The following is a 23182-nucleotide window of genomic DNA, read 5'->3' on the forward strand; positions in this document are numbered from 1 at the left end:
AGTATATAAAGATAGAGTATATTCATTAATACATGATTTATGGTTTTTAAATCATTCAAAAAAAGTGTTGCAATGAATCTCTATACATGATATATTCTATTTCTGGCCGAGAAACACACATGCCGAGCTCGAAAAAGAAGTTAAAAAAAGAGCTTGACATTAAACGGCCGAACATGATATAGTATAAGAGTTGCTGCTGAGACATTAAACGGCGCCAACGAGAACTTGATCTTTGAAAACTGAACAACGAGTGAGTAGGAAATCACGAAAGTGAAATCCAAAATTAGAGAATTAATTTTCTCGTCAGATGTTTCAAAATGAGCATATCGCTCTTTTCAATACTAATTGGAGAGTTTGATCCTGGCTCAGGACGAACGCTGGCGGCGTGCCTAATACATGCAAGTCGAGCGGAGTTACTTTGAAAGCTTGCTTTCAAAGTAACTTAGCGGCGGACGGGTGAGTAACACGTAGGCAACCTGCCCCTTAGACTGGGATAACTACCGGAAACGGTAGCTAATACCGGATAATTTCTTTTTTCTCCTGAAGGAAGAATGAAAGACGGAGCAATCTGTCACTGAGGGATGGGCCTGCGGCGCATTAGCTAGTTGGTGGGGTAACGGCCCACCAAGGCGACGATGCGTAGCCGACCTGAGAGGGTGAACGGCCACACTGGGACTGAGACACGGCCCAGACTCCTACGGGAGGCAGCAGTAGGGAATCTTCCGCAATGGACGAAAGTCTGACGGAGCAACGCCGCGTGAGTGATGAAGGTTTTCGGATCGTAAAGCTCTGTTGCCAGGGAAGAACGTCCGGTAGAGTAACTGCTATCGGAGTGACGGTACCTGAGAAGAAAGCCCCGGCTAACTACGTGCCAGCAGCCGCGGTAATACGTAGGGGGCAAGCGTTGTCCGGAATTATTGGGCGTAAAGCGCGCGCAGGCGGTCATTTAAGTCTGGTGTTTAAACCTTGGGCTCAACCTGAGGTCGCACTGGAAACTGGGTGACTTGAGTACAGAAGAGGAAAGTGGAATTCCACGTGTAGCGGTGAAATGCGTAGATATGTGGAGGAACACCAGTGGCGAAGGCGACTTTCTGGGCTGTAACTGACGCTGAGGCGCGAAAGCGTGGGGAGCAAACAGGATTAGATACCCTGGTAGTCCACGCCGTAAACGATGAGTGCTAGGTGTTAGGGGTTTCGATACCCTTGGTGCCGAAGTTAACACAGTAAGCACTCCGCCTGGGGAGTACGGTCGCAAGACTGAAACTCAAAGGAATTGACGGGGACCCGCACAAGCAGTGGAGTATGTGGTTTAATTCGAAGCAACGCGAAGAACCTTACCAGGTCTTGACATCCCTCTGAATCCACTAGAGATAGTGGCGGCCTTCGGGACAGAGGAGACAGGTGGTGCATGGTTGTCGTCAGCTCGTGTCGTGAGATGTTGGGTTAAGTCCCGCAACGAGCGCAACCCTTAACTTTAGTTGCCAGCAGGTAAGGCTGGGCACTCTAGAGTGACTGCCGGTGACAAACCGGAGGAAGGTGGGGATGACGTCAAATCATCATGCCCCTTATGACCTGGGCTACACACGTACTACAATGGCCGGTACAACGGGAAGCGAAACCGCGAGGTGAAGCCAATCCCATCAAAGCCGGTCTCAGTTCGGATTGCAGGCTGCAACTCGCCTGCATGAAGTCGGAATTGCTAGTAATCGCGGATCAGCATGCCGCGGTGAATACGTTCCCGGGTCTTGTACACACCGCCCGTCACACCACGAGAGTTTACAACACCCGAAGTCGGTGGGGTAACCCGCAAGGGAGCCAGCCGCCGAAGGTGGGGTAGATGATTGGGGTGAAGTCGTAACAAGGTAGCCGTATCGGAAGGTGCGGCTGGATCACCTCCTTTCTATGGAGAATCGTCTTCTGCAATGAAGACATTCAAATCGGAAGTTAAACTTCCAAAATCTCAGGTTTAGGCCTGTTACTCACTCGTTGCTCAGTTTTGAGAGTTTAAGCTCTCAAGTAAGACTTGATCCTTGAAAACTGGATACCGAAACGAATTTGCGTTTTAGAACATCTTTTAGCTAAAACTTGTGTGAACAAGTACGTTAGTTATTAGCTGGAAGCGAAGATTTTCAATTGTGCGAACAAGCGAAACATCGGAGCGAAGGTTAAGCTAATAAGAGCACACGGAGGATGCCTAGGCGCCAGGAGCCGACGAAGGACGTGGCGAACAACGAAACTGCCTCGGGGAGCTGTAAGCAAGCTTTGATCCGGGGGTGTCCGAATGGGGAAACCCAGCTGTGGTAATTCGCAGTTACTCATCTCTGAACACATAGGAGATGTAGAGGCAGACCAGGGGAACTGAAACATCTAAGTACCCTGAGGAAGAGAAAACAATAGTGATTCCGTCAGTAGCGGCGAGCGAACGCGGAACAGCCTAAACCTAAGAGCTTGCTCTTAGGGGTTGTGGGACGTCTCACATGGAGTTACAAAGGAATATGGTAGGCGAAGAGGTCTGGAAAGGCCCGCGATAGAGGTAAAAGCCCTGTAACCTAAACTGTGTTCTCTCCGAGACGGATCCCGAGTAGTGCGGGGCACGTGAAACCCCGTATGAATCCAGCAGGACCATCTGCTAAGGCTAAATACTACCTGGCGACCGATAGTGAAACAGTACCGTGAGGGAAAGGTGAAAAGCACCCCGGAAGGGGAGTGAAATAGAACCTGAAACCGTGTGCTTACAAAAAGTCAGAGCCCTATCTATGGGTGATGGCGTGCCTTTTGTAGAATGAACCGGCGAGTTACGTTTAACATGCAAGGTTAAGTCGAGAAGACGGAGCCGCAGCGAAAGCGAGTCTGAATAGGGCGATTGAGTATGTGGACGTAGACCCGAAACCGTGTGATCTACCCCTGTCCAGGGTGAAGGTGCGGTAACACGCACTGGAGGCCCGAACCCACGCATGTTGAAAAATGCGGGGATGAGGTGGGGGTAGCGGAGAAATTCCAATCGAACTCGGAGATAGCTGGTTCTCCCCGAAATAGCTTTAGGGCTAGCCTCGGTATAAGAGTAGTGGAGGTAGAGCACTGATTGGGTGCGGGGTCCGCAAGGATTACCAAGCTCAGTCAAACTCCGAATGCCATATACTTATTGCCGGGAGTCAGACAGTGAGTGCTAAGATCCATTGTCAAAAGGGAAACAGCCCAGACCATCAGCTAAGGTCCCCAAGTGTGTGTTAAGTGGGAAAGGATGTGGAGTTGCACAGACAACCAGGATGTTGGCTTAGAAGCAGCCACCATTGAAAGAGTGCGTAATAGCTCACTGGTCGAGTGACTCTGCGCCGAAAATGTAACGGGGCTAAACACACCACCGAAGCTATGGCTAGATACGTATGTATCTGGGGTAGGGGAGCGTTGTATGTGGGTTGAAGGTGTACCGTAAGGAGCGCTGGACAGCATACAAGTGAGAATGCCGGTATGAGTAACGAAAAGATCAGTGAGAATCTGATCCGCCGAAAGCCCAAGGTTTCCTGAGGAAGGCTCGTCCGCTCAGGGTAAGTCGGGACCTAAGGCGAGGCCGAAAGGCGTAGTCGAAGGACAACAGTTTGAAATTACTGTACCACCGTAATCCGCTATGAGCGATGGGGTGACGCAGGAGGGTAGTGACGCGGACTGATGGATATGTCCGTCTAAGCAGTGAGGCTGATGTGTAGGCAAATCCGCACATCATTAAGGCTGGGCTGTGATGGGGAGCGAAAATTACAGTAGCGAAGGTCATGATCTCACACTGCCAAGAAAAGCCTCTAGCCAGGAGAAGGTGCCCGTACCGCAAACCGACACAGGTAGGCGAGAAGAGAATTCTAAGGCGCGCGGAAGAACTCTCGTTAAGGAACTCGGCAAAATGACCCCGTAACTTCGGGAGAAGGGGTGCCCCGGTAGTGTGAATAGCACGAGGGGGCCGCAGTGAAAAGGCCCAAGCGACTGTTTAGCAAAAACACAGGTCTGTGCGAAGCCGCAAGGCGAAGTATACGGGCTGACGCCTGCCCGGTGCTGGAAGGTTAAGGGGAGTGGTTAGGGGTAACCCGAAGCTATGAACCGAAGCCCCAGTAAACGGCGGCCGTAACTATAACGGTCCTAAGGTAGCGAAATTCCTTGTCAGGTAAATTCTGACCCGCACGAATGGCGTAACGACTTGGGCGCTGTCTCAACGAGAGATCCGGTGAAATTTTAATACCTGTGAAGATGCAGGTTACCCGCGACAAGACGGAAAGACCCCATGGAGCTTTACTGCAGCTTGATATTGAATTTGGGTACGATCTGTACAGGATAGGTGGGAGCCGTAGAAATCGGAGCGCAAGCTTCGGTGGAGGCGCCGTTGGGATACCACCCTGATCGTATCTAGGTTCTAACCTAGTACCCTAATCGGGTACGGGGACCGTGTCAGGCGGGCAGTTTGACTGGGGCGGTCGCCTCCTAAAGAGTAACGGAGGCGTTCCAAGGTTCCCTCAGAATGGTTGGAAATCATTCGAAGAGTGCAAAGGCATAAGGGAGCTTGACTGCGAGACCTACAAGTCGAGCAGGGACGAAAGTCGGACTTAGTGATCCGGTGGTACCGCATGGAAGGGCCATCGCTCAACGGATAAAAGCTACCCTGGGGATAACAGGCTTATCTCCCCCAAGAGTCCACATCGACGGGGAGGTTTGGCACCTCGATGTCGGCTCATCGCATCCTGGGGCTGAAGTAGGTCCCAAGGGTTGGGCTGTTCGCCCATTAAAGCGGTACGCGAGCTGGGTTCAGAACGTCGTGAGACAGTTCGGTCCCTATCTGTCGTGGGCGCAGGAAATTTGAGAGGAGCTGTCCTTAGTACGAGAGGACCGGGATGGACGTACCGCTGGTGCACCAGTTGTTTCGCCAGAAGCATGGCTGGGTAGCTACGTACGGACGGGATAAGCGCTGAAAGCATCTAAGCGTGAAGCCCCCCTCAAGATGAGATTTCCCAATTAGTAAGACCCCTTGAAGACGACGAGGTAGATAGGTTGGAGGTGGAAGTGCAGTAATGCATGGAGCTGACCAATACTAATCGGTCGAGGGCTTATCCTATACTTAAAACGCAAATTCAATTCGGATTCAGTTTTCAGGCGATTAAGCCTGTAACACGCTTAGAAATTCATTCTCACTTCTGGTGATGAACGAAATTTCACGCGGCAGCGTCTGTTTCACAGACGCATGTTTGGTGGCGATAGCGGAGGGGTTCCACGCGTACCCATCCCGAACACGACCGTTAAGCCCTCCAGCGCCGATGGTACTTGGACCGAAGGGTCCTGGGAGAGTAGGACGTTGCCAAGCAGATTAAGCCATTGTTGATAATATCAGCAGTGGCTTTTTTTCTTTTTTATTATGCAAGTATTTAAGGCTAGTAATAACAGTAGAATAGGTTACTGTGGAATGACATTTTTGTTACCGACGCTGCGGTGGATACAAGTATAATAGAAAAGTGCTAATAGTTAGCAGATCTTTAATACGAAGGAACTACTCATAAATTCTAACTTTGAATTTTCTTGTGTCTTTAGATGCATTGTAGAGGTAGGGAGGATTTAAGGCATGAAACAATTAAAAATATTCAAGTTAATAATGATTTCTTGTATTTTAACTTTAATACTGGCAAGTTGCGGGGCTAAAGAACCTAAGTGGGATACTTTTGAGGGTGCACTGAATGAGAAAAGCTTCCCTGTCCCCCATGAGGCAAACTCACCAGACCAGACCACTACTAACGTTGCTATGGATTATGTACGTTATTCTTTACCTGGATTAAAGGAGAAGAATGGTATTCCGGATCCTTATTTGGAGGCTATTAAAGCCTGGGGATGGACAGAACAGGAAGATGATGATAGTGATTCTTCGGGTGTTTTTCTGAAGGATGGGTTAACGGTTCATTTAACAGTGCACGATGATTATTTTGTAGTGATGATTCCTAAAGAAAAGAAGACCTCCATTAAAGGCCTTAAGACGAAATAAAGAATCGCCATCCCTAAGGATGGCGGTTTATTTTTTAATACGTGAAAATAATATGAGCTATACTGCTGCACTTTATTGAGAGTAATAGGATACATCGGTCGGATTGAATTTCAACATGCCTCCCTGATCCTGTCGATTCAGTCTGAACAGAGTATAAAGACGAGGCAGTAGGAGCCATAAGTGACAAGTGATCAGTGATACTGTAAATGCTGGCGGTGACCAGAAAATAAAGAGTGCTGCAATACAAAGACCGATATAGAAATTATGTAGCTGTACTTTACGGAATATACGGTAACTAATATGTTGATCAGGCATAAACCCTAACCAAGGCAGTTTAAATGAGACAGACCATCTTTTTGAAATGGGGTGTCCTGAGATTAAAAGAACTGAGCGTGAAATGACATATTGAACCCAGAAGGCTACAGGCGCTGCTATGATTATGTAAAGAATGCTCCACCAGGAAAGAAATACGGTTTCGAGCACAAGGACTAATAAGGGAAGCATAATATAAATAGGCAGCAGGCGTGCCGTTAGATTTACTTTTTTAATTAGTTTATATTGATAGAATGTAGCTGCACCTTTGGTAGTGGGTTCCATAGATTATAGTCTAACCTCCTCGTGAATTCGTATGTTCTTAATATCGGCGAGTGGATGTATTTTATTAAACTGCGGCGAAAATTCACCGATATAACGGCAACGGAATATATATAATGCACGATACGAAGGATATGAAAAAACTATGAAAAGGTTTAAAATGATAGAAGGTGTATCATACTGTTCTTAAAAGAGTCAAGGTGGGATGGTTATGGAACAGCAAACCGGGCAAGCTTGTATCATTTGTGGACAGGTAAAAGAGGAAGGTATTGTGATTGTCTCGCATTTTATTTGTGAGGAATGTGAGGCTGAGATGATACGTACCGAGGCTGAAGATGCCAAGTACCGTTTTTTTATCGGCCGGATGAAGAAGATTGGATTGCAAAAGAACGCTTAAGTAGAGTAACTCTGTTAAATGATGCAATTAAGAGAGCGGTCTGGATGAAAGATACGAAGGCTGCATTAGTGATATTCAATACACGGCTTCCTCGTTCTTCAGGCGGGAGGAGCCGTTTTGTTGTCCAAAGGGCCGCTTTTACACTGAAGCGTAGGCGTTTGCGAATATTTACGCTAAAATAGAAGGAACCCTATGGGAAGGAATTTAATATGAATAAATTACAACGTTGTAGGGCGCCTATATACGAAATGCTGGAACAATATAGAATTATGGGTAATAGATCATATCATGTGCCAGGTCATAAGAATGGAGAGGCATATGATGGCGTTGAAGGCGCTGGCTTTTTAGATGAGGTAATGAAGTATGATGTTACGGAAATTTCCGGAACGGATGATCTTCATCATCCTGAGGGAGTTATCAAGGAAGCGCAAGAGTTGGCAGCAGATTGCTTTGGAGCAGAGGAAAGCTTTTTTCTGGTTGGAGGGAGCACAGCCGGCAATCTGGCTCTTATTCTAACCGCTTGTCCCGAGCCTGGAATGATTATGATTGTTCAACGCAATGTGCATAAGTCAGTCATTCATGGACTGATGTTGGCTGGAGTACGTGCTGTTTTTCTGGAGCCTCTGATTGATCCACTCAGCGGCTTGGCAGTGGCGCCGGCGGCCAAAGCTGTTAAGGCTGCACTTGCAGCCTATCCTGAAGCCGCAGCTGTACTTGTTACTATGCCGAATTATTACGGCATGGGTAGTGATTTTGCGCCCCTCGCGAGTATTTGTCACGACAGCGGTGTACCGCTGCTTGTGGATGAGGCGCATGGGGCGCATTACGGGCAGCACCCGGCGCTGCCAGCCGGGGCACTTGCTTGTGGCGCGGACGGCGTCGTGCAGTCCACGCACAAGATGCTCACAGCGATGACCATGGGCGCTATGCTGCATGTTCAAGGGCCGCGGCTCAACCGCGCCCTGCTCCGGCAGCGGCTCGCCATGGTGCAGAGCTCCAGCCCATCATATCCTATGATGGCGTCGCTGGATCTTGCCCGGCGGCTGCTGCACAGCCGGGGCAAGGGTGCCTTCTCGGCGGGGCTGGCCGCCGTGGACGTTCTACGGCGCGGGCTCGCGGAGCTGCCGCGCTACGGACTAGTGCAGCCGGCAGAGCAGCTGCACCCGAATACGCCGCCTGATTCTTTGGCGGCGTATGTGACACAGGACCCCTTTAAAGTCGTCATTTATGACGCCACCGGGGTCCTGAGCGGCTTCGAGCTGCAGCGCAAGCTCGAAATAAAGGGATGCGTGCCGGAGATGAGCGATGACCGGCACGTAGTGCTGCTGTTCAGCCTTGGATCGAAGGCTGAAGATGCAGATCATTTGCTGCAGGCGCTGCGGGAAATAGATTCGGAGGAACCTTCCGAATCACAGAACGCCCCCGACTTATCAGGCGCTCGCAATATTTCCACGTGGAACAATTTCCATTCTTTACAAATCTCAGATCCTGTCCCCTTCTCATTGAAGCCGGTGTCAGCAAATGAAATTGAAAGCATTGATCTTGAACATTGCGTGGGTAGAGTGGCGGCAGAGATGGTTATTCCCTATCCACCAGGCATCCCGGTATTATATCCGGGTGAAGTGATCACAGATCAGATCCAAAGAAGGCTGGCTGGTTTAGCCAAAGGAGGCGCCAAATTCCAGGCTTGTGCTGATCCGGTCTTGCAGCGTATTGAGGTATACAACATTCAGAAGGGCGGAGAAGCATAAGTGGGAAAAGAAGGTTTCTTCATAACATTAGAAGGGGGCGAAGGCTCCGGAAAAACAACGGTACTAGGTAGAGTAACGGCCTATTTACAGAACCGGTCCATGCCTTATCGAATTACCCGTGAACCGGGTGGCGTTGAGATTGCTGAGAAGATTCGTTCCATTATTCTAGATCCTGCCCATACAGCTATGGATGCGCGTACAGAGGCATTACTATATGCTGCATCAAGAAGCCAACATCTCGCCGAAGTCGTTGAACCGGCTCTTAGAGAAGGGCTTACTGTACTCTGTGACCGCTTTGTAGACAGCAGCCTCGTTTATCAAGGACATGCGAGAGGACTCGGAATAGAAGAGGTATGGAGTATTAATCGTTTTGCGATAGGGAACCGTATGCCAGATCTAACCTTTTATCTGGATGTAGACCCAGAGATAGGGTTGTCACGGATTGCAGCGAATCAAGAACGGGAAGTGAATCGTCTGGATCTGGAGAGCCTTTCTTTTCATAAGAAGGTTCGTGAAGGCTATCAATTATTAGCCCAGGCCAATCCGGACAGAATAGTAGTTCTGGATGCTAATCGCCCCATTCATATGGTAGAACAAGATATCGTGAGAACTCTTGAAGAGAGAGTATTAAAGGGTTTTTAAGGTGTTTTGTCTAATATACTAAGAGAAGTAACATATAACTAGGCGTGTGCTTATGAAGTAAGGGTTACTACGAGTAACTCTAAGTAGTAATACACCATAAAAATATTGGGAGGGAATGCGAAGATGAAGTTGATCATTGCAATTATCCAGGATAAAGACAGTAACCGGTTGTCCAGTGAGCTAGTCAAAGCCAATTTCCGTGCTACTAAACTTGCAAGTACAGGTGGATTTCTACGGGCAGGGAATACGACATTTATGATCGGGGTAGAAGACAGTCAGATTGAATCCGTATTGACCGTGATCCGTAACAGCTGTAAAGTGCGTGAACAGCTAGTCACTCCTGTAACACCGATGAGTGGAACAACGGATTCGTATTTGCCACTTCCTGTTGAGGTACAAGTCGGTGGAGCTACTGTATTCGTACTTCCTGTAGATCGTTTTGAACATTATTAAGTATAATATAGATTAGCAAGCCATTTATAAAAAGGGCGGTAGATAACCTTTGAAGATCAATCCGGGGTATAGGCCCTTGAAGAGTGAGATGCCAAATGCAGAAGGGGCTAACAAACCCGTTCAGCAAAAAACGTTCTCTGATGTTTTTCAGCAGCAAAGTGAGCAGAAAACCAAAGATGAACTGAATCGCCAGATCAAAGAAATACAGTCTCAAGGCGATCGTTTATCTAAGTCTATGACGATTCGTGAGCTTACCATCTACCGGATGATGATCAAAAGATTTCTGGAGGAAACGGCTCGAAGAGGCGTCATTCTGAAGGAAACACGCGGATGGGATCGACGTGGACGTGGCAAGCGTTACAAGCTGCTTGAGGAAATTGATTCGGCTTTGCTATCAATGGCAGATGATTTGCTGAATAGTGAGCAAGGCCGGATCGATCTGTTAGGACGCGTTGGAGAAATCCGTGGGTTGTTAATCAACCTTTCTTTTTAAAATATAAGAAAGTATATGCTTTACACTATACTTTAGCCTTATATTTCTCGATTAAACACTTATCGTCCTTATAAGGACGATAAAGGCGTTTATGTTTGAAAGTTTTGGGAGGAAATTATGCCTTTTCATGATATAGTAGGCCAGGAGAACGCCAAGCGGCTACTCCAAAACGCCTTGCGCAAAGAAGCTGTGAGTCATGCTTATTTATTTACAGGGCCGGCAGGCAGTGGACAAATGAAAACGGCGCTGATGTTTGCCCAAGCTATATTTTGTACCCAGAGCAAGGACGATGCCTGTGGGGAATGCCTGGAGTGCCGCAAAGTAGAACATGGAAACCACCCTGATTTGTCACTGCTGCAGCCAGATGGAGCAAGTATTAAAATAGATCAAATCCGTGAGCTGCAGCGCGTCTTTTCCTATCGGTCAGAGGGTGTGAATCCGAAAGTTTATATTATAGATGGAGCAGACAAAATGACGGTACAAGCTGCCAATAGTCTGCTGAAATTTCTGGAGGAACCACCAGCTCCGGCTGTTGGAATCTTAATTTCTGATAATAGCCGTTCCTTATTGCCAACCATTCAGTCGCGGACTCAGCGGATTCCATTTAGTCCGTTAAACCCGGATATTATGCTCCAAGCTCTGGCAAGTGAGGGCGTTCCCATACCCTTAGCTCGATGTGCAGTATCACTTAGTTCAGGACTTGATGGTTGCAGGAAACTTTTGGAACAGAATTGGTTTGCAGAAATGAGAAATGTAATGTTACAATTAGCTAAGGAGTCCTTAGGCAAGGGCAGCTCCGCTGTAGCAACTGCTGGGCAGAAGCTGTTCAAGACCGGACTCGCTGAACATTTGGATATCTTCTTCAGCATGTTCCATCTGTGGTTTAAAGATATGCTTTACTTCCTGTATCGTAAGCATGAGAGTATCGTTTTCATAGATCAGTTAGACTTTATTTCCAGGCATGCCCGTGAGCGGAGTGCGGAACAATGGGTGGCTTATATGGGATTTGCTGCAGAGAGCACTAAGAAGCTGCGATCCAATGCCAATGCCCAATTGTGTCTGGAGCAGTTTTTAATCCGACTGGAAAGTTAAAGGATTAGTTATGATATATCCTCCGGATGTCGCTTTACCTGGAAATATCGTTTTAACAGACGAGGAAGGAAGCATGGATCATCAGGGAGCGGACATGCCCATAGATTCCTTTTACCGGCAAACAAGGGGGTTAATTTTTGTACAGCGTAGTAGGTGTCCGTTTTAAAAAAGCGGGTAAAATATATTATTTCGATCCACTTGATTTTCCGATTGAACGGGATCAACATGTTATTGTGGAGACAGCACGTGGGGTTGAATACGGTAAAGTTGTCGTAGGCAAAAAAGAGGTGGAAGAATCCGACGTAGTTTTGCCCCTCAAAAAAGTGATGCGTATTGCCGGAGAAACCGACGCACGCGTAGTTGAAGAGAACAAAGGGGCCGCTAAAGAGGCTTTTACCACCTGTTTAAATAAAATACGCGACCATGGTCTCAAAATGAAGCTCGTCGATGTAGAGTTTACTTTTGACCGTAATAAGATTATATTTTACTTTACGGCCGAAGGACGGGTCGACTTTAGAGAATTGGTTAAAGATCTAGCAAGTATCTTCCGGACCCGCATTGAGCTACGGCAAATTGGGGTGCGTGATGAGGCTAAAATGCTAGGTGGACTTGGACCTTGTGGGCGAGTACTTTGTTGTTCATCTTGGTTAGGGGATTTTGAACCCGTATCCATTAAAATGGCGAAGGATCAGAACCTGTCACTTAATCCGACGAAGATTTCAGGACTTTGTGGACGTCTGATGTGTTGTTTGAAATTTGAGCATGACAATTATGAGAGTGTAAAGGAAGAAATGCCAGCGGTCGGCAAGATTGTCGTGACCTCATTGGGTGATGGCAAAGTAGTAGGACTTAATGCCGGAAGCCGTACGGTTCATGTACAGTTGTTTGAAGTGGGCAAAGTTAAGGAACTTCCAATGGATGATGTTGTCGTCAAGTAAACCATTATAAGGTTACTTTCGGGGTGGAAACTTGGAGAAGAAAAATATATTTGCACACATGCAGGATATGGAAGCACAGATGGAAACGATGCGCGCCAATCTTGGAGAATGGAAACAGACGGTAAAAGAACTGATGGAAGCTAATCAGAGGTTAACTCTGGAGAATGAACAGCTTCGCAAAATTTTAAAGCGGGATGCACCTTTGGATCCTACCGTAGATTCTGCGGAGGCGGAAGCTCTTTTAGCTGCCGGAGAGGGAACAGAAGAGGTTGTCGGGGAAGGTTATGACAACTTGGCCCGGCTTTACCATGAAGGCTTTCACATCTGTAATGTTTATTTTGGACATTTACGCACGGAAGGTGATTGTCTGTTCTGTCTTTCTTTTCTTAATAAATGAGGATATCCAGCCGTAGGAGATTGATCCTACGGTTTTTTTTGAATTTTAGCTCAACAAAACATTTAGGAGATTACTACATGACAAATTCTTTTAACGATATATCTGTTCCTTTGTTGCCGACGGAGCGGGTGGATGATTTATTAACGCATGACTTGCGAATTATTCAAAGTGACGAAGTATTTAGCTTTTCTATGGATGCTGTACTGCTTGCGCGTTTCGCCAGCGTTCCGCCTCGTGGGAGAGTCCTGGATCTTTGTACTGGGAATGGTGTAATTCCTATTTTGATGACGACCCGAACTAAAGCTTCTATAGAAGGGATTGAAATTCAGCCCCGTTTAGCGGATATGGCTCGGCGTAGCGTGGCTCTAAATGGGCTACAGGATCAGGTTGTGATCCATGAAGGCGATTTACGTGAGTTATATAAAGTAGCAGGACATGGCGTATATGATGCAATAACAGTCAATCCTCCTTATATGCCGCTTAACGGCAGTGACCTCAAGCTGAACACTCATCAGGCTATGGCTCGTCATGAAATCGGGTGTACGCTGGAGGAGGTCATTCAAGCCTGTGTGAGACTGGTTCGCACCGGTGGAAAGGTAAGTATGGTTCACAAGCCACAACGATTGGTCGATATTATTAGTCTTATGAGAAAATATAGGCTCGAGCCTAAGATTATTCGCTTTGTACATCCACGTGCGCATCTGGAAGCTAATATGGTATTAATTGAAGCGATACGTGATGGTAAGCCGGAGGTTCGTTTACATCCACCACTCATTGTATATAATGAGGACAATCAATATTGTCCAGAAATTATGGACATCTACTATGGTGCTAAAGAGGGTAAATCATGACGATATCATGCCAAAGCAGTTTTCAGAACAATAACAATACACATAAGCAGGAATCAACCGGTTCACTTTTTTTGGTGGCAACACCCATCGGTAATTTAGAGGATATGACTTATCGTGCTGTCCGCACTTTGCAGGAATGCGATATTATTGCAGCTGAGGATACAAGACAAACTCGGAAATTGTTGAGCCATTTTGAAATTACACCCTCTATGCTGTTCAGTTATCATGAGCATAATAAGGCTGCCAGTGGACCTGAACTTATCCGCTATATAATAGAAGGAAAAAATTTGGCACTCGTCAGCGATGCCGGTTTACCAGCCATTTCCGACCCTGGTGCAGACCTTGTAGCCCTTGCCATAAGTCATGGTATACCAGTAATTCCTATACCCGGAGCTAACGCAGCTTTGTCAGCATTAATTGCCTCTGGTCTGCCTACGACTACTTTCACTTTTATCGGCTTCTTACCTCGAGAACGTAAAGATATCCGTGCGGTATTAAGTCCACTTCGTTCGGCGCAAGGGACTATACTGTTCTACGAATCTCCACATCGCGTGGTGAAGACACTGGCTCATCTCCATGAAGCATTTGGCAATCGGCGAATTGTGCTTGCTCGTGAACTGACGAAGAGATATGAGGAGTTTCTACGTGGGACGATCGAGGAATGTACGGATTGGCTCGCTGAACATCCACCGCTTGGTGAGTATGTTATCGTCGTTGAAGGCGAGAGCAAGGAAGATGCTGAAATGGCGGAATCGGCTTGGTGGCGCCAGTTAAATATTGAAGAACATGTTGCTCATTACGAAGCAGCAGATATGCCGCGTAAAGAAGCTATGAAAAAAGCAGCCTCTGATCGTGGTGTGTCAAAGCGGGATATTTATAACGCACTTCTGGATAAAACGGAGCAGCAGTAAGTATTATTGACGGATTCTAATTCTAAGAGGCTAACAAGGTGCGGAGGGGTATTACGAAGCTGACGAGATTCTAGCCTGAAGGTGGTTCCCAAAAGGAAGCCCAAGATAGACCAGATCATGGTAAAAACTCGATTTGCTTCATGCTCTCACCGCATTCCCCATCATTATTAGGTGTCATGAGGGGAGTTAATCCTTGTAGACACCTTTTGGGCAGGAAACACAGGTGATTGCAGAAAAAAAATACCTCCCGCGGTCACGGGAGGTCAAGGAGATATGAAAAGGTTAGAATTAACAATTTGATTAGTTCTATTATATACTATTTATTTTAGTTTGTCACAGGGGTAGGGATAGTAGAAATGCATTCATGACAAACTATTTTTCCTTTGAAGTAAGTTACGTTCTCAGCGTTGCCGCAGAAAATGCAGGCAGGCTCATATTTCTTAAGCATAATGCGCTCACCATCAACGTAAATTTCAAGTGCGTCTTTTTCACCAATGCCAAGAGTACGGCGCAATTCAATGGGAATAACTACCCGTCCAAGTTCGTCTACTTTTCTTACAATTCCTGTTGATTTCATCATAACAATCGTTACTCCTCTCAATGTTCCAAAAACGTCATTATTCGACATTGTTCACTGTTTTATGATATTTATAATACCAACGATTCCCAAAACAGTCAACCTTTTTTCATCTGTTGAATAAGTGCTTTTTCACGAAAACTTTGAATTCCCTATAACAATCACGAATTCTAAAAAAAGTGAAAAAATAAACTTTGTCGATTTACCAAGACTAAAAACGTCACTATTCGACAAAGTACGACATAATTACTTATTATATACTTATATTGGTTAAAATCATACTAAATTTAATAAAGGAGTTGATCTCATGAAGCAGCCGCTCACAGAAGAAAAGGTTTTCAAAGATCCGGTTCACAATTATATCCATGTGCAGGATACTATTATTTGGCGACTAATAAATACAAAGGAATTTCAGCGTTTACGTCGTATTCGCCAGCTGGGTACCTCGTATCTTACTTTTCATGGCGCAGAGCATAGTCGGTTTTCTCATTCCCTAGGGGTGTACGAAATTACACGTAGAATTATTTCGCAATTTGAACGAAGCGGGTATAAGGATTGGATTCCTGAAGAAAGTCTGCTCACCTTGTGTGCGGCCTTGCTGCATGATCTGGGACACGGTCCATTTTCCCATTCTATAGAAGAAGCTTTTGAAATGAATCATGAGGATTGGACTTGTCGAATTATTCTGGAGGACACAGAGATTACTGAGATCTTGCGTGATGTGGAGGAGGATTTTCCTCGTAAAGTAGCCTCTGTAATCGCTAAAACTTATGAGCATGAAATTGTTGTAAATCTGGTTTCGAGTCCGCTAGATGCTGATCGCATGGATTATTTGCTGCGTGATGCGTACTATACAGGTGTAAACTATGGAACGATCGACATTGATCGGATTTTAAGAATGCTGCGTCCTTATAATGGTCGAATTGTTGTAAAAGAATCGGGAATGCATGCCATTGAAGATTATTTAATGTCGCGTTATCAAATGTACTGGCAAGTCTATTTTCATCCGGTGACACGCAGCTCAGAGATTATTTTGCGACAAATTTTTCGTAGAGCCAAGGAGCTTTTCCAAGAGGGGTACAATTTTAGTTTCATGATTAATCCACTGGAGGATTTGTTCCGTGGTGAGGTGACAGTGAAGCAGTATTTAATGCTGGATGAAGCACTGGTACAGACGGCTTTTATGCAGTGGACGCTTGAGAAAGATGAGCTACTAAGCGACTTGTGTACCCGTTTTATTCATCGTAAACTTTATAAATATGTTGAGGTGGAGAATCTCGATACAGAAATGATTACTGAAATTCGCAGCAGTTTTGCGGCAGCGGGACTTCACCCAGAATATGATTTGGAGATTGATTTTCCGACAGATCTGCCCTATGATGTGTTCCGTCCGGGAGAAGCTTTTGACAATAAACAAATTCTGCTGCTTGATCGGCATGATCATCTGCGGGAAATTTCAGAGGTGTCGGATATTGTGCGTTCTATTAGCGGCATTCACCGTGGAAGATATCATCTTTATTTTCCTCAGGATAAGTTAAGAAATGCGCTTACGCGATTGCCTGCTTCTATTGCAGAGATTTTTGCAAAATAATACAAGAAAATATGGGATTTTTGACAAGAAGAGTAGAAAAATAAGATATCACGGATAGCGTGAAACTTATATTGTTATATATCTAAAAAAGAACAAGGAGTGAGGGTTAAAATGTTTCTGTTTGACACACATACGCATCTGGATGCACCTCAATTCGACGAGGATCGCGAAGAAGTTATCGCTCGTGCTGTAGAAGCAGGAGTTAGCAAGATGATTAATATCGGATTTAATCGGGAGACGATTCCCTCAACGATAAAGCTGGCGGAATCTTATGATTATATTTATGCGGCAGTGGGTTGGCATCCTCAGGATGCGATTGATATGAAAGAAGGAGATCTCGATTGGATCGCTTCTCTATGCAGTCATAAAAAAGTAGTGGCTATTGGTGAAATCGGATTGGATTATTACTGGGATACTTCTCCCAAGGATGTGCAACATGAAGTTTTTCGCAAGCAAATTGGACTAGCCCGTGAATTAAATATGCCGATTTGTATTCATGATCGTGATGCACATGAGGATGTTGTACGGATTTTACGGGAGGAAAAAGCAAATGAGGTTGGAGGCGTGATGCACTCGTTCTCAGGAAGCTGGGAAACAGCTAAAATGTGCTTGAATCTTGGTTTTCATTTATCCTTTGGAGGACCCATTACGTTCAAAAATGCAAGAGTGCCAAAAGAAGTGCTTGCGCAGACACCACTAGACCGATTATTGATCGAAACCGATGCTCCATATTTGACTCCACACCCCTTCCGCGGGAAGCGAAATGAGAGCGCTCATGTGAAGCTTGTAGCAGAGGCAGCAGCTGAAATTAAAGGGTTAACATGGGAAGAATTGGCTAAAATAACGTATGCGAACGCACTGGAACGATTTGGGATTGAGTGAAAACGGGAGCAAAACAGGCGAAAAATAGAGAATGGCCGATATATTAAACTTTTTTAATATAAAAACGGCTGAATATTACAATATTTTAACCATATTTTTGCGTAAACGTGGTTGAATCGTCCTTTACAACATGCATCAAAACAGGATATCATCTTTTCAGTGATGTGAGCTGTGTTATAGTGACAGCCATTGATTCATGGATCGTCTCGCTGAGTCTCCGTATGGAGAACGGGGGAACCAATATTGACCTACCGCATGCCTGTATTTTAAATACGGTTTAGACGTGCCGTAGGACAGTATTTGATTTCTTCACGTGGTCTTTGGGGTGAATTTAAGGGCAACCGCCATGAGCGGGTGACCTGAAATAGGGCGTCTCTCTTTCGTCCGAACCCGACAGCTAACCCCGTAAGCGCAAGTAAGAGAGGCAACCTCGTGCACAAGCATTCTCTATTCTGATATTGGAGAAGCCACGAAAGAGTCCTCAGTTGAACTCTTTTTAGGCTTTTTTATTTTTGAATAAATAGAATGTTGCCCACATACTGTTATATAACAGGGGTGGGAGTAGCTGTGCCGAGCAGGCGATCCATGAGCAGGAGACGCTAAGTTATTACGTGCGTGTCCTGTGACAATCTCAAATAGTTTCGTCAAAGGAATTCAGTCCTCATGATATACAATTGACGACGGGGCTATGTAAGGAGGATGGAGAGAATGGGCGTATTCCAACCAGAAGTATCCCATGATTCGCAGTCATCCAGCAGGTCTTTCGCATTACGGTGGGAGCAAGTAAATACTCGCGTACTTTTACTTGCAGGCGTGATTTCAGTCGCTATCGCGCTACTTATTCTGCTGTACGTACACGGTCAAAGTAACAAACAATTATTTTTAGTAATAGACGGGCAAACACAGACGCTTGAAACGCGGGAAGCGCTTCTTGGTGATGTGTTGGAGAAAGAGCAAATTTCGCTGCAGCCGCATGATGAACTATCTTTAGGTCTGAGTGATGAAATAAAAGACGGTGACCGTGTCGTTATCAATCGTGCGCAGAAAATTAGTCTTACTGCGGATGGAGCAACAAAAACGTTATATACGACCGAGGACACAATTGGTAAAGCAATTGAGAAAATGGGCATTACCCTAGAAGGTCATGATAAGATTTTCCCTTCGTTAGACACCACCATTTCTGCAAACATGGAGGTTAAGATTGTTCGCATCAACAAACAGACCGTACAGCGAACAACTAACTTACCCTTCAGAGTCATCAAGACAGCAGACCCCTCCCTTACTGTGGGAACAGTTAGAGTGGCACAGGCAGGCAAACCAGGCGTCATGATTCAGCATATTGAGAAGATCTACCAAGACGGAGAACTGGCCTCTATGCGCATGATTGGTAAGGAAGTACAAACGGTAACGAAAGATAAGATTATTGCCGTTGGTACCAAAGCACTTCCTAAGCCGGCTGTAGCTAAGACTACAACAACTTCCAAATCAAACACCACTTCAAAAACGGCTAAGGTTAGCGCCAAGACTAATAATGTCACAAGCAAGGCTGGCGTAGACTTTGAGTACAAGAAGATGATTAAGAACGTCTCCATGACAGCTTATTCATCAGAAGAGCCAGGTATTGGTAACAAAACTGCTTCCGGAACACGCGTAACGGAAGGTCGTACAATTGCGGTAGACCCGAATGTAATTCCTATTGGCTGGTGGGTATATATCGAGGGGCTTGGATTCCGCCGAGCAGAAGATACTGGCGGTGCCATTAAAGGCAATAAAGTAGATGTCTATTACGATTCACTGAGCCATGTGCGTAATTTCGGTCGTAAATCACGTACCGTTTATGTGATTGGACCTGTGAAGCCGGAGTTAAACTAGGCTGAAGCTTTTGCAAATTATTCTTTGATAAGCTATAGTGATGATAACCGTTAAGGAACGCCAGATGATCATTTCGTTGATCGCAGAGCAACCGCTCATCACTTATACATTCTTTAACCAAAAGAAGAGGAGCGAAACCTCTTCTTTTTTGCTTTTTTTGGAAGGAGTCAAGAGATATGATTAAGGAATTAATTGTCGTTGAAGGTAAGAGTGATACCGTCGCTGTTAAACGCGCTGTAGAAGCAGATACGATCGAAACAGGGGGCTCGGCTGTAGACCGGACCGTAATTGCGAAGATCGCGCTTGCTATGGAGCGTAGAGGAGTGATTATCCTTACTGACCCGGATCATGCGGGTGAACGAATTCGTAAGATTGTGTCCGCAAAGGTGCCGGGCTGTAAGCATGCCTTCATTCCTGAGAAGGACGCAACCCGCAAGGGAGATATCGGTGTGGAGAACGCTTCTCCAGAGGCGATTCGTCATGCGCTGCGGAATGTACATACCTCTTTTGAAGGTGCACCTGCTTTAATTGGACTTGATGATTTAATGGCCGCTGGAATGCTTGTACACCCTCGGGCAGCTGAAAGACGTATGGCACTTGGTAATTTGCTTGGAATCGGATATTGTAATGGCAAGCAGCTGTACAAGCGGCTGGCGATGTTTGGAATTACGCGGGAGGAATTTGCCGGAGCTCTCGCCCAAATTGATCAGGGGGGCATTACTTCATGAGTGGTAGAGAGGAAATTTCGACTCCAAAACGGACGAAAGAAATTATTCAACGTTATGGATTCAAGTTCAAGAAGAGCTTAGGACAGAATTTTTTGATTGATCAAAATATATTGGACAAGATTGTTGACGCTGCTGGGCTAGATAGCGAATCAGGGGCATTGGAAATCGGTCCTGGGATTGGTGCCCTGACGGAGCGTTTGGCGCTAACCGCTGGTGCAGTGACCGCTGTGGAGATCGACCGTAGGCTGATTCCTATTTTAAGGGACGTACTTTCCCCTTATCCGCATGTTAAGGTTCGTAATGATGATGTTCTGAATGTAAATCTGCAGGAGCTGTTCAAAGAAGATTTTGCATCCGTGAACAAGGTAAGCGTAGTTGCCAATCTGCCGTATTATGTAACTACTCCGATTCTGATGAAGCTGCTCGAAGAGAAGCTTCCGCTTGATAACATTGTTGTAATGATTCAGAAAGAGGTTGCGGAGCGTATGGCCGCTTCTCCGGGAGGAAAGGAATACGGGAGTCTTAGCATTGCCGTGCAGTACTACAGCGAGCCTGAGCTCGTCTGCATTGTGCCGCGTACGGTGTTCATTCCTCAACCTAATGTGGAGTCCGCTGTAATCCGTCTAAAGGTAAGAGAGCGTCCACCGGTAGAAGTTGAGAGTGAGAAGCACTTCTTTGAGGTCGTCCAAGCTTCTTTCACACAGCGTCGCAAGACGATTGCTAACAATCTCAAGGCTCGTTACTTCCCTGAAGAGGGACGTGAGCGTCTGGAGGCTTTACTCGCAGAAGCTGGTATTGAACCAACACGTCGTGGAGAAACGTTAAGTCTAGAAGAATACGCCCGATTAAGCGGTGTTCTGTTGGCTGCTGGAATTGAATAAGCTAAAAACATAGCTAGTTATGAACCAACTGAGGCCTTTGCCCATACGATGGGGTAGAGGTGGTGGTTGTAATGAATTTAGGAGACTTGGTCGTTCGTAAATCTTATGGCGGAGATTTGACTTTTCGTGTAGATCATATTGTGCAGGACAGAGCCGTCATTAAAGGCACAGATTTCCGTCTGTTGGCGGATTCTCCTCTGAATGACTTGGTTCAAGTGCCTCCTACCCGAATTACGGAACGAGGACAGCAGGCACAGATTAAAGCGAATGAATCACTGACACAGCTGCGGAAAGACCGACAGGAGCAAAGTCAGAGGAGCGGGAGCGCTCTATCAGAAGGAGCATGGGCTCCATCGCCCAAGGAAGCTGCTTATTTTGAAGTGCCGGGAAAAGTACTGCATCTGGATGGCGATCCAGCGTATTTGAATAAGAGCCTTAGCTTATACGAGCAATTGCGGATCCCTGCTGAAGGCCATCATGTTCATGAGTCCGCAATGGCTGACACTTTATACCGGCTGCTGCCCCGCGTGCGTCCAGATATTGTGGTGATTACCGGTCATGACGGGGTGCTGAAGCAACAGCATACTTACGATCTTCACAGTCTGAGCAGCTATAAAAATTCGCAAAACTTCGTAGCTGCTATTAGGGTAGCTAGGGATTATGAGCGAAATTTTGATGCGTTGACGATTGTTGCAGGTGCTTGTCAGTCACATTTTGAAGCACTGCTGGGGGCAGGGGCGAATTTCGCCAGTTCTCCTGGACGGATATTGATCCATGCCCTAGACCCAGTTTATGTAGCGGCAAAATCGTCGTTCACGCCCATTAGGGATACGGTGAATCTGAGTGAGGTTTTGAACAACACCATTAGTGGTAATCAGGGAATCGGCGGTATTGAGACCCGTGGCAGCTTCCGTATTGGGATGCCGCGTCTGCAGAACCTGTCAGCACTAAAAGTGACACCTTCCGCAATTTAATCGACAGGTACTGGTCTATTTTCAAAGCTAATATGTAATTTGGAGTGGCCGAATAGAGTAACGCGAAGAAAGGGTGAGCGATGAGCTTAACCCTTTTTTTATATAAGAAAGTATAAGTTTCACGCTATACATTATCCTTATATTTCCCGCATAAACGCTAACCGTCCTTGTAGGGACGACGCCAAAGGCGATTATGCTTGTGTGAAATGGTAGTTATCTTTAAAGATCGACAATGTTATTTTTCTTGCTTTGTGGTAAACCTATTACAGATAACAAGGCTATTAGTTCGCCTCTGATTCTCCGCAAAAAAATTCCGTTGACAACCAAATATTCATCATCTATAATTATTTATTTGCTTTGACAAACACCTGGGGAAGTTGTATAATGGACAAGAAAAGAGGTGGTCGTCAGGCAATGGCTAATAACGCGCTGTTGGAAATCAAACGCAGTCTCGAAGCTCACGTCGGTCATAAGATCACGTTGCGTGCAAACGGAGGTCGTCGTAAAACCGTAGAACGCACCGGTGTCCTGGAAGAAACGTACCCTTCTGTATTTATTGTCAAACTGGATCAGGAGCAGCAAACATTCAAGCGAGTCTCCTATAGCTATGCCGATATCCTTACTGAATCTGTGGAAATCACAGTATGTGAAGACGATGGGCAGATGCGGATTATGTATATTAAAGCTTAATGTTTCACGGGCAGCTTCCTTTGGAGGCTGTTTTTTATTTGTATCAGAAACGGTTGTCCTTCATAAAGGACGACTGTTTCTTTTTTTTGCGTGAATATTCAGTGAATGATCCTTGTTCTAAGCAAGCATACTAATTGAGCAATCGGTTTATCATTTTCTTTCATAAGGGAGGAATTCCGTAATGAGCCGCAGAAAACGAGGCATGATGTCGGAAGAACTAAAGACAGAGTTAGCCAAGGAGCTTGGTTTTTACGAAACTGTGGAACGTGAAGGCTGGGGAGGAATACGGGCGAAGGATGCAGGTAATATGGTGAAAAGAGCGATTCAGCTCGCTGAAGAGGCTGCCCGGAAATCTTAATCTTTAGCGTGTGAACAATTATTTAACGAAAAAGGGTGCGTCTAACTGGCGACACCCTTTTATTATTGGACTTCATTAGAAGTTTTTCATATAATATGTTAAG

At 45.8% G+C, this 23182-nt stretch carries 21 protein-coding genes, 3 rRNA genes and 1 riboswitch; of the genes, 22 read left to right on the top strand and 2 right to left on the bottom strand.

The features are described 5' to 3' along the window. Positions 1-342 precede the first annotated feature (342 nt). From NSS87_RS00100 to NSS87_RS00115, 4 genes are all read left to right on the top strand, one after another. Positions 343-1900, top strand: a 16S ribosomal RNA gene (locus NSS87_RS00100). 263 nt (positions 1901-2163) lie between these two features. Then, positions 2164-5092: ribosomal RNA gene (locus NSS87_RS00105) — 23S ribosomal RNA — on the top strand. Positions 5093-5221: 129 nt separating this feature from the next. Beyond that, a 5S ribosomal RNA gene (gene rrf, locus NSS87_RS00110) occupies positions 5222-5338 on the top strand. Together the 16S, 23S and 5S rRNA genes form the textbook arrangement of a ribosomal RNA operon. A gap of 255 nt (positions 5339-5593) precedes the next feature. Beyond that, positions 5594-6007: a hypothetical protein gene (locus tag NSS87_RS00115; protein ID WP_042183800.1), complete on the top strand. Its 414-nt coding sequence runs from the start codon at positions 5594-5596 to the stop codon at positions 6005-6007. A 72-nt stretch (positions 6008-6079) separates the two neighbouring features. Here the strand turns inward: NSS87_RS00115 and NSS87_RS00120 are convergent, their stop codons facing one another. Continuing rightward, a complete protein-coding gene (locus tag NSS87_RS00120) occupies positions 6080-6604 on the bottom strand; it encodes a hypothetical protein (protein ID WP_042183802.1) in 525 nt (174 codons plus the stop codon). Positions 6605-6812: 208 nt separating this feature from the next. Between NSS87_RS00120 and NSS87_RS00125 the strand changes: the two genes are divergently transcribed. The 10 genes from NSS87_RS00125 (at position 6813) to rsmI (ending at position 14526) form a co-directional block, all read left to right on the top strand. Beyond that, the gene (locus NSS87_RS00125; RefSeq protein ID WP_042123074.1) at positions 6813-6998 is read left to right on the top strand and encodes a sigma factor G inhibitor Gin; all 186 of its coding nucleotides are present in this window, start codon (positions 6813-6815) and stop codon (positions 6996-6998) included. A 209-nt stretch (positions 6999-7207) separates the two neighbouring features. Further along, the gene (locus NSS87_RS00130; protein WP_339244176.1) at positions 7208-8749 is read left to right on the top strand and encodes an aminotransferase class I/II-fold pyridoxal phosphate-dependent enzyme; all 1542 of its coding nucleotides are present in this window, start codon (positions 7208-7210) and stop codon (positions 8747-8749) included. Continuing rightward, entirely contained in the window at positions 8750-9391 is a 642-nt protein-coding gene (tmk, locus tag NSS87_RS00135) for a dTMP kinase (RefSeq protein ID WP_042183814.1), read from the top strand. A 123-nt stretch (positions 9392-9514) separates the two neighbouring features. Beyond that, positions 9515-9844 (top strand): cyclic-di-AMP receptor, encoded by a 330-nt coding sequence (locus NSS87_RS00140; protein WP_042183817.1) that lies wholly within the window; start codon positions 9515-9517, stop codon positions 9842-9844. Between the two features lie 49 nt (positions 9845-9893). Further along, the gene (locus NSS87_RS00145) at positions 9894-10337 is read left to right on the top strand and encodes a YaaR family protein (protein ID WP_042183820.1); all 444 of its coding nucleotides are present in this window, start codon (positions 9894-9896) and stop codon (positions 10335-10337) included. 117 nt (positions 10338-10454) lie between these two features. Next, complete coding sequence (gene holB, locus NSS87_RS00150; RefSeq protein WP_042123085.1) at positions 10455-11429, top strand: DNA polymerase III subunit delta'; 975 nt, start codon at positions 10455-10457, stop codon at positions 11427-11429. Between the two features lie 137 nt (positions 11430-11566). Further along, positions 11567-12367, top strand: a complete 801-nt coding sequence (locus NSS87_RS00155; protein WP_076286882.1) for a stage 0 sporulation family protein — start codon at positions 11567-11569, stop codon at positions 12365-12367. 31 nt (positions 12368-12398) lie between these two features. Next, on the top strand, positions 12399-12764 hold the full coding sequence (yabA, locus tag NSS87_RS00160; protein WP_042123089.1) for a DNA replication initiation control protein YabA: 366 nt from the start codon (positions 12399-12401) through the stop codon (positions 12762-12764). Positions 12765-12841: 77 nt separating this feature from the next. Then, positions 12842-13615, top strand: coding sequence for a tRNA1(Val) (adenine(37)-N6)-methyltransferase (locus NSS87_RS00165; protein ID WP_042183822.1), 774 nt, complete (start codon positions 12842-12844; stop codon positions 13613-13615). After that, complete coding sequence (gene rsmI, locus NSS87_RS00170; protein WP_042183824.1) at positions 13612-14526, top strand: 16S rRNA (cytidine(1402)-2'-O)-methyltransferase; 915 nt, start codon at positions 13612-13614, stop codon at positions 14524-14526. The genes NSS87_RS00165 and rsmI overlap by 4 nt, the downstream gene beginning before the upstream one ends. Positions 14527-14851: 325 nt before the next feature. Here rsmI and NSS87_RS00175 read toward each other — a convergent pair whose 3' ends face one another. Then, positions 14852-15106, bottom strand: coding sequence for an AbrB/MazE/SpoVT family DNA-binding domain-containing protein (locus NSS87_RS00175; protein WP_042123095.1), 255 nt, complete (start codon positions 15104-15106; stop codon positions 14852-14854). 304 nt (positions 15107-15410) lie between these two features. Between NSS87_RS00175 and NSS87_RS00180 the strand changes: the two genes are divergently transcribed. From NSS87_RS00180 to NSS87_RS00215, 8 genes are all read left to right on the top strand, one after another. Continuing rightward, positions 15411-16694 (top strand): HD domain-containing protein, encoded by a 1284-nt coding sequence (locus NSS87_RS00180; RefSeq protein WP_339244181.1) that lies wholly within the window; start codon positions 15411-15413, stop codon positions 16692-16694. Between the two features lie 111 nt (positions 16695-16805). Further along, entirely contained in the window at positions 16806-17576 is a 771-nt protein-coding gene (locus NSS87_RS00185) for a TatD family hydrolase (protein WP_339244182.1), read from the top strand. Positions 17577-17773: 197 nt separating this feature from the next. After that, positions 17774-18003, top strand: a riboswitch (cyclic di-AMP (ydaO/yuaA leader). A 281-nt stretch (positions 18004-18284) separates the two neighbouring features. Next, positions 18285-19448 (top strand): 3D domain-containing protein, encoded by a 1164-nt coding sequence (locus NSS87_RS00190; protein ID WP_042183829.1) that lies wholly within the window; start codon positions 18285-18287, stop codon positions 19446-19448. Between the two features lie 176 nt (positions 19449-19624). Beyond that, entirely contained in the window at positions 19625-20176 is a 552-nt protein-coding gene (gene rnmV / locus NSS87_RS00195; protein ID WP_042183831.1) for a ribonuclease M5, read from the top strand. Beyond that, positions 20173-21057, top strand: coding sequence for a 16S rRNA (adenine(1518)-N(6)/adenine(1519)-N(6))-dimethyltransferase RsmA (gene rsmA, locus NSS87_RS00200; RefSeq protein WP_042183833.1), 885 nt, complete (start codon positions 20173-20175; stop codon positions 21055-21057). The genes rnmV and rsmA overlap by 4 nt, the downstream gene beginning before the upstream one ends. A 71-nt stretch (positions 21058-21128) precedes the next feature. After that, the gene (yabG, locus tag NSS87_RS00205; RefSeq protein WP_042183835.1) at positions 21129-22031 is read left to right on the top strand and encodes a sporulation peptidase YabG; all 903 of its coding nucleotides are present in this window, start codon (positions 21129-21131) and stop codon (positions 22029-22031) included. Between the two features lie 414 nt (positions 22032-22445). Next, on the top strand, positions 22446-22721 hold the full coding sequence (locus NSS87_RS00210) for a Veg family protein (RefSeq protein WP_019914493.1): 276 nt from the start codon (positions 22446-22448) through the stop codon (positions 22719-22721). A 181-nt stretch (positions 22722-22902) separates the two neighbouring features. Continuing rightward, entirely contained in the window at positions 22903-23079 is a 177-nt protein-coding gene (locus NSS87_RS00215) for a small, acid-soluble spore protein, alpha/beta type (protein WP_042183837.1), read from the top strand. Positions 23080-23182 lie beyond the last annotated feature (103 nt).

The sequence above is a fragment of the Paenibacillus sp. FSL F4-0243 genome (assembly GCF_037963295.1).
Lineage (GTDB): Bacteria > Bacillota > Bacilli > Paenibacillales > Paenibacillaceae > Paenibacillus_AQ.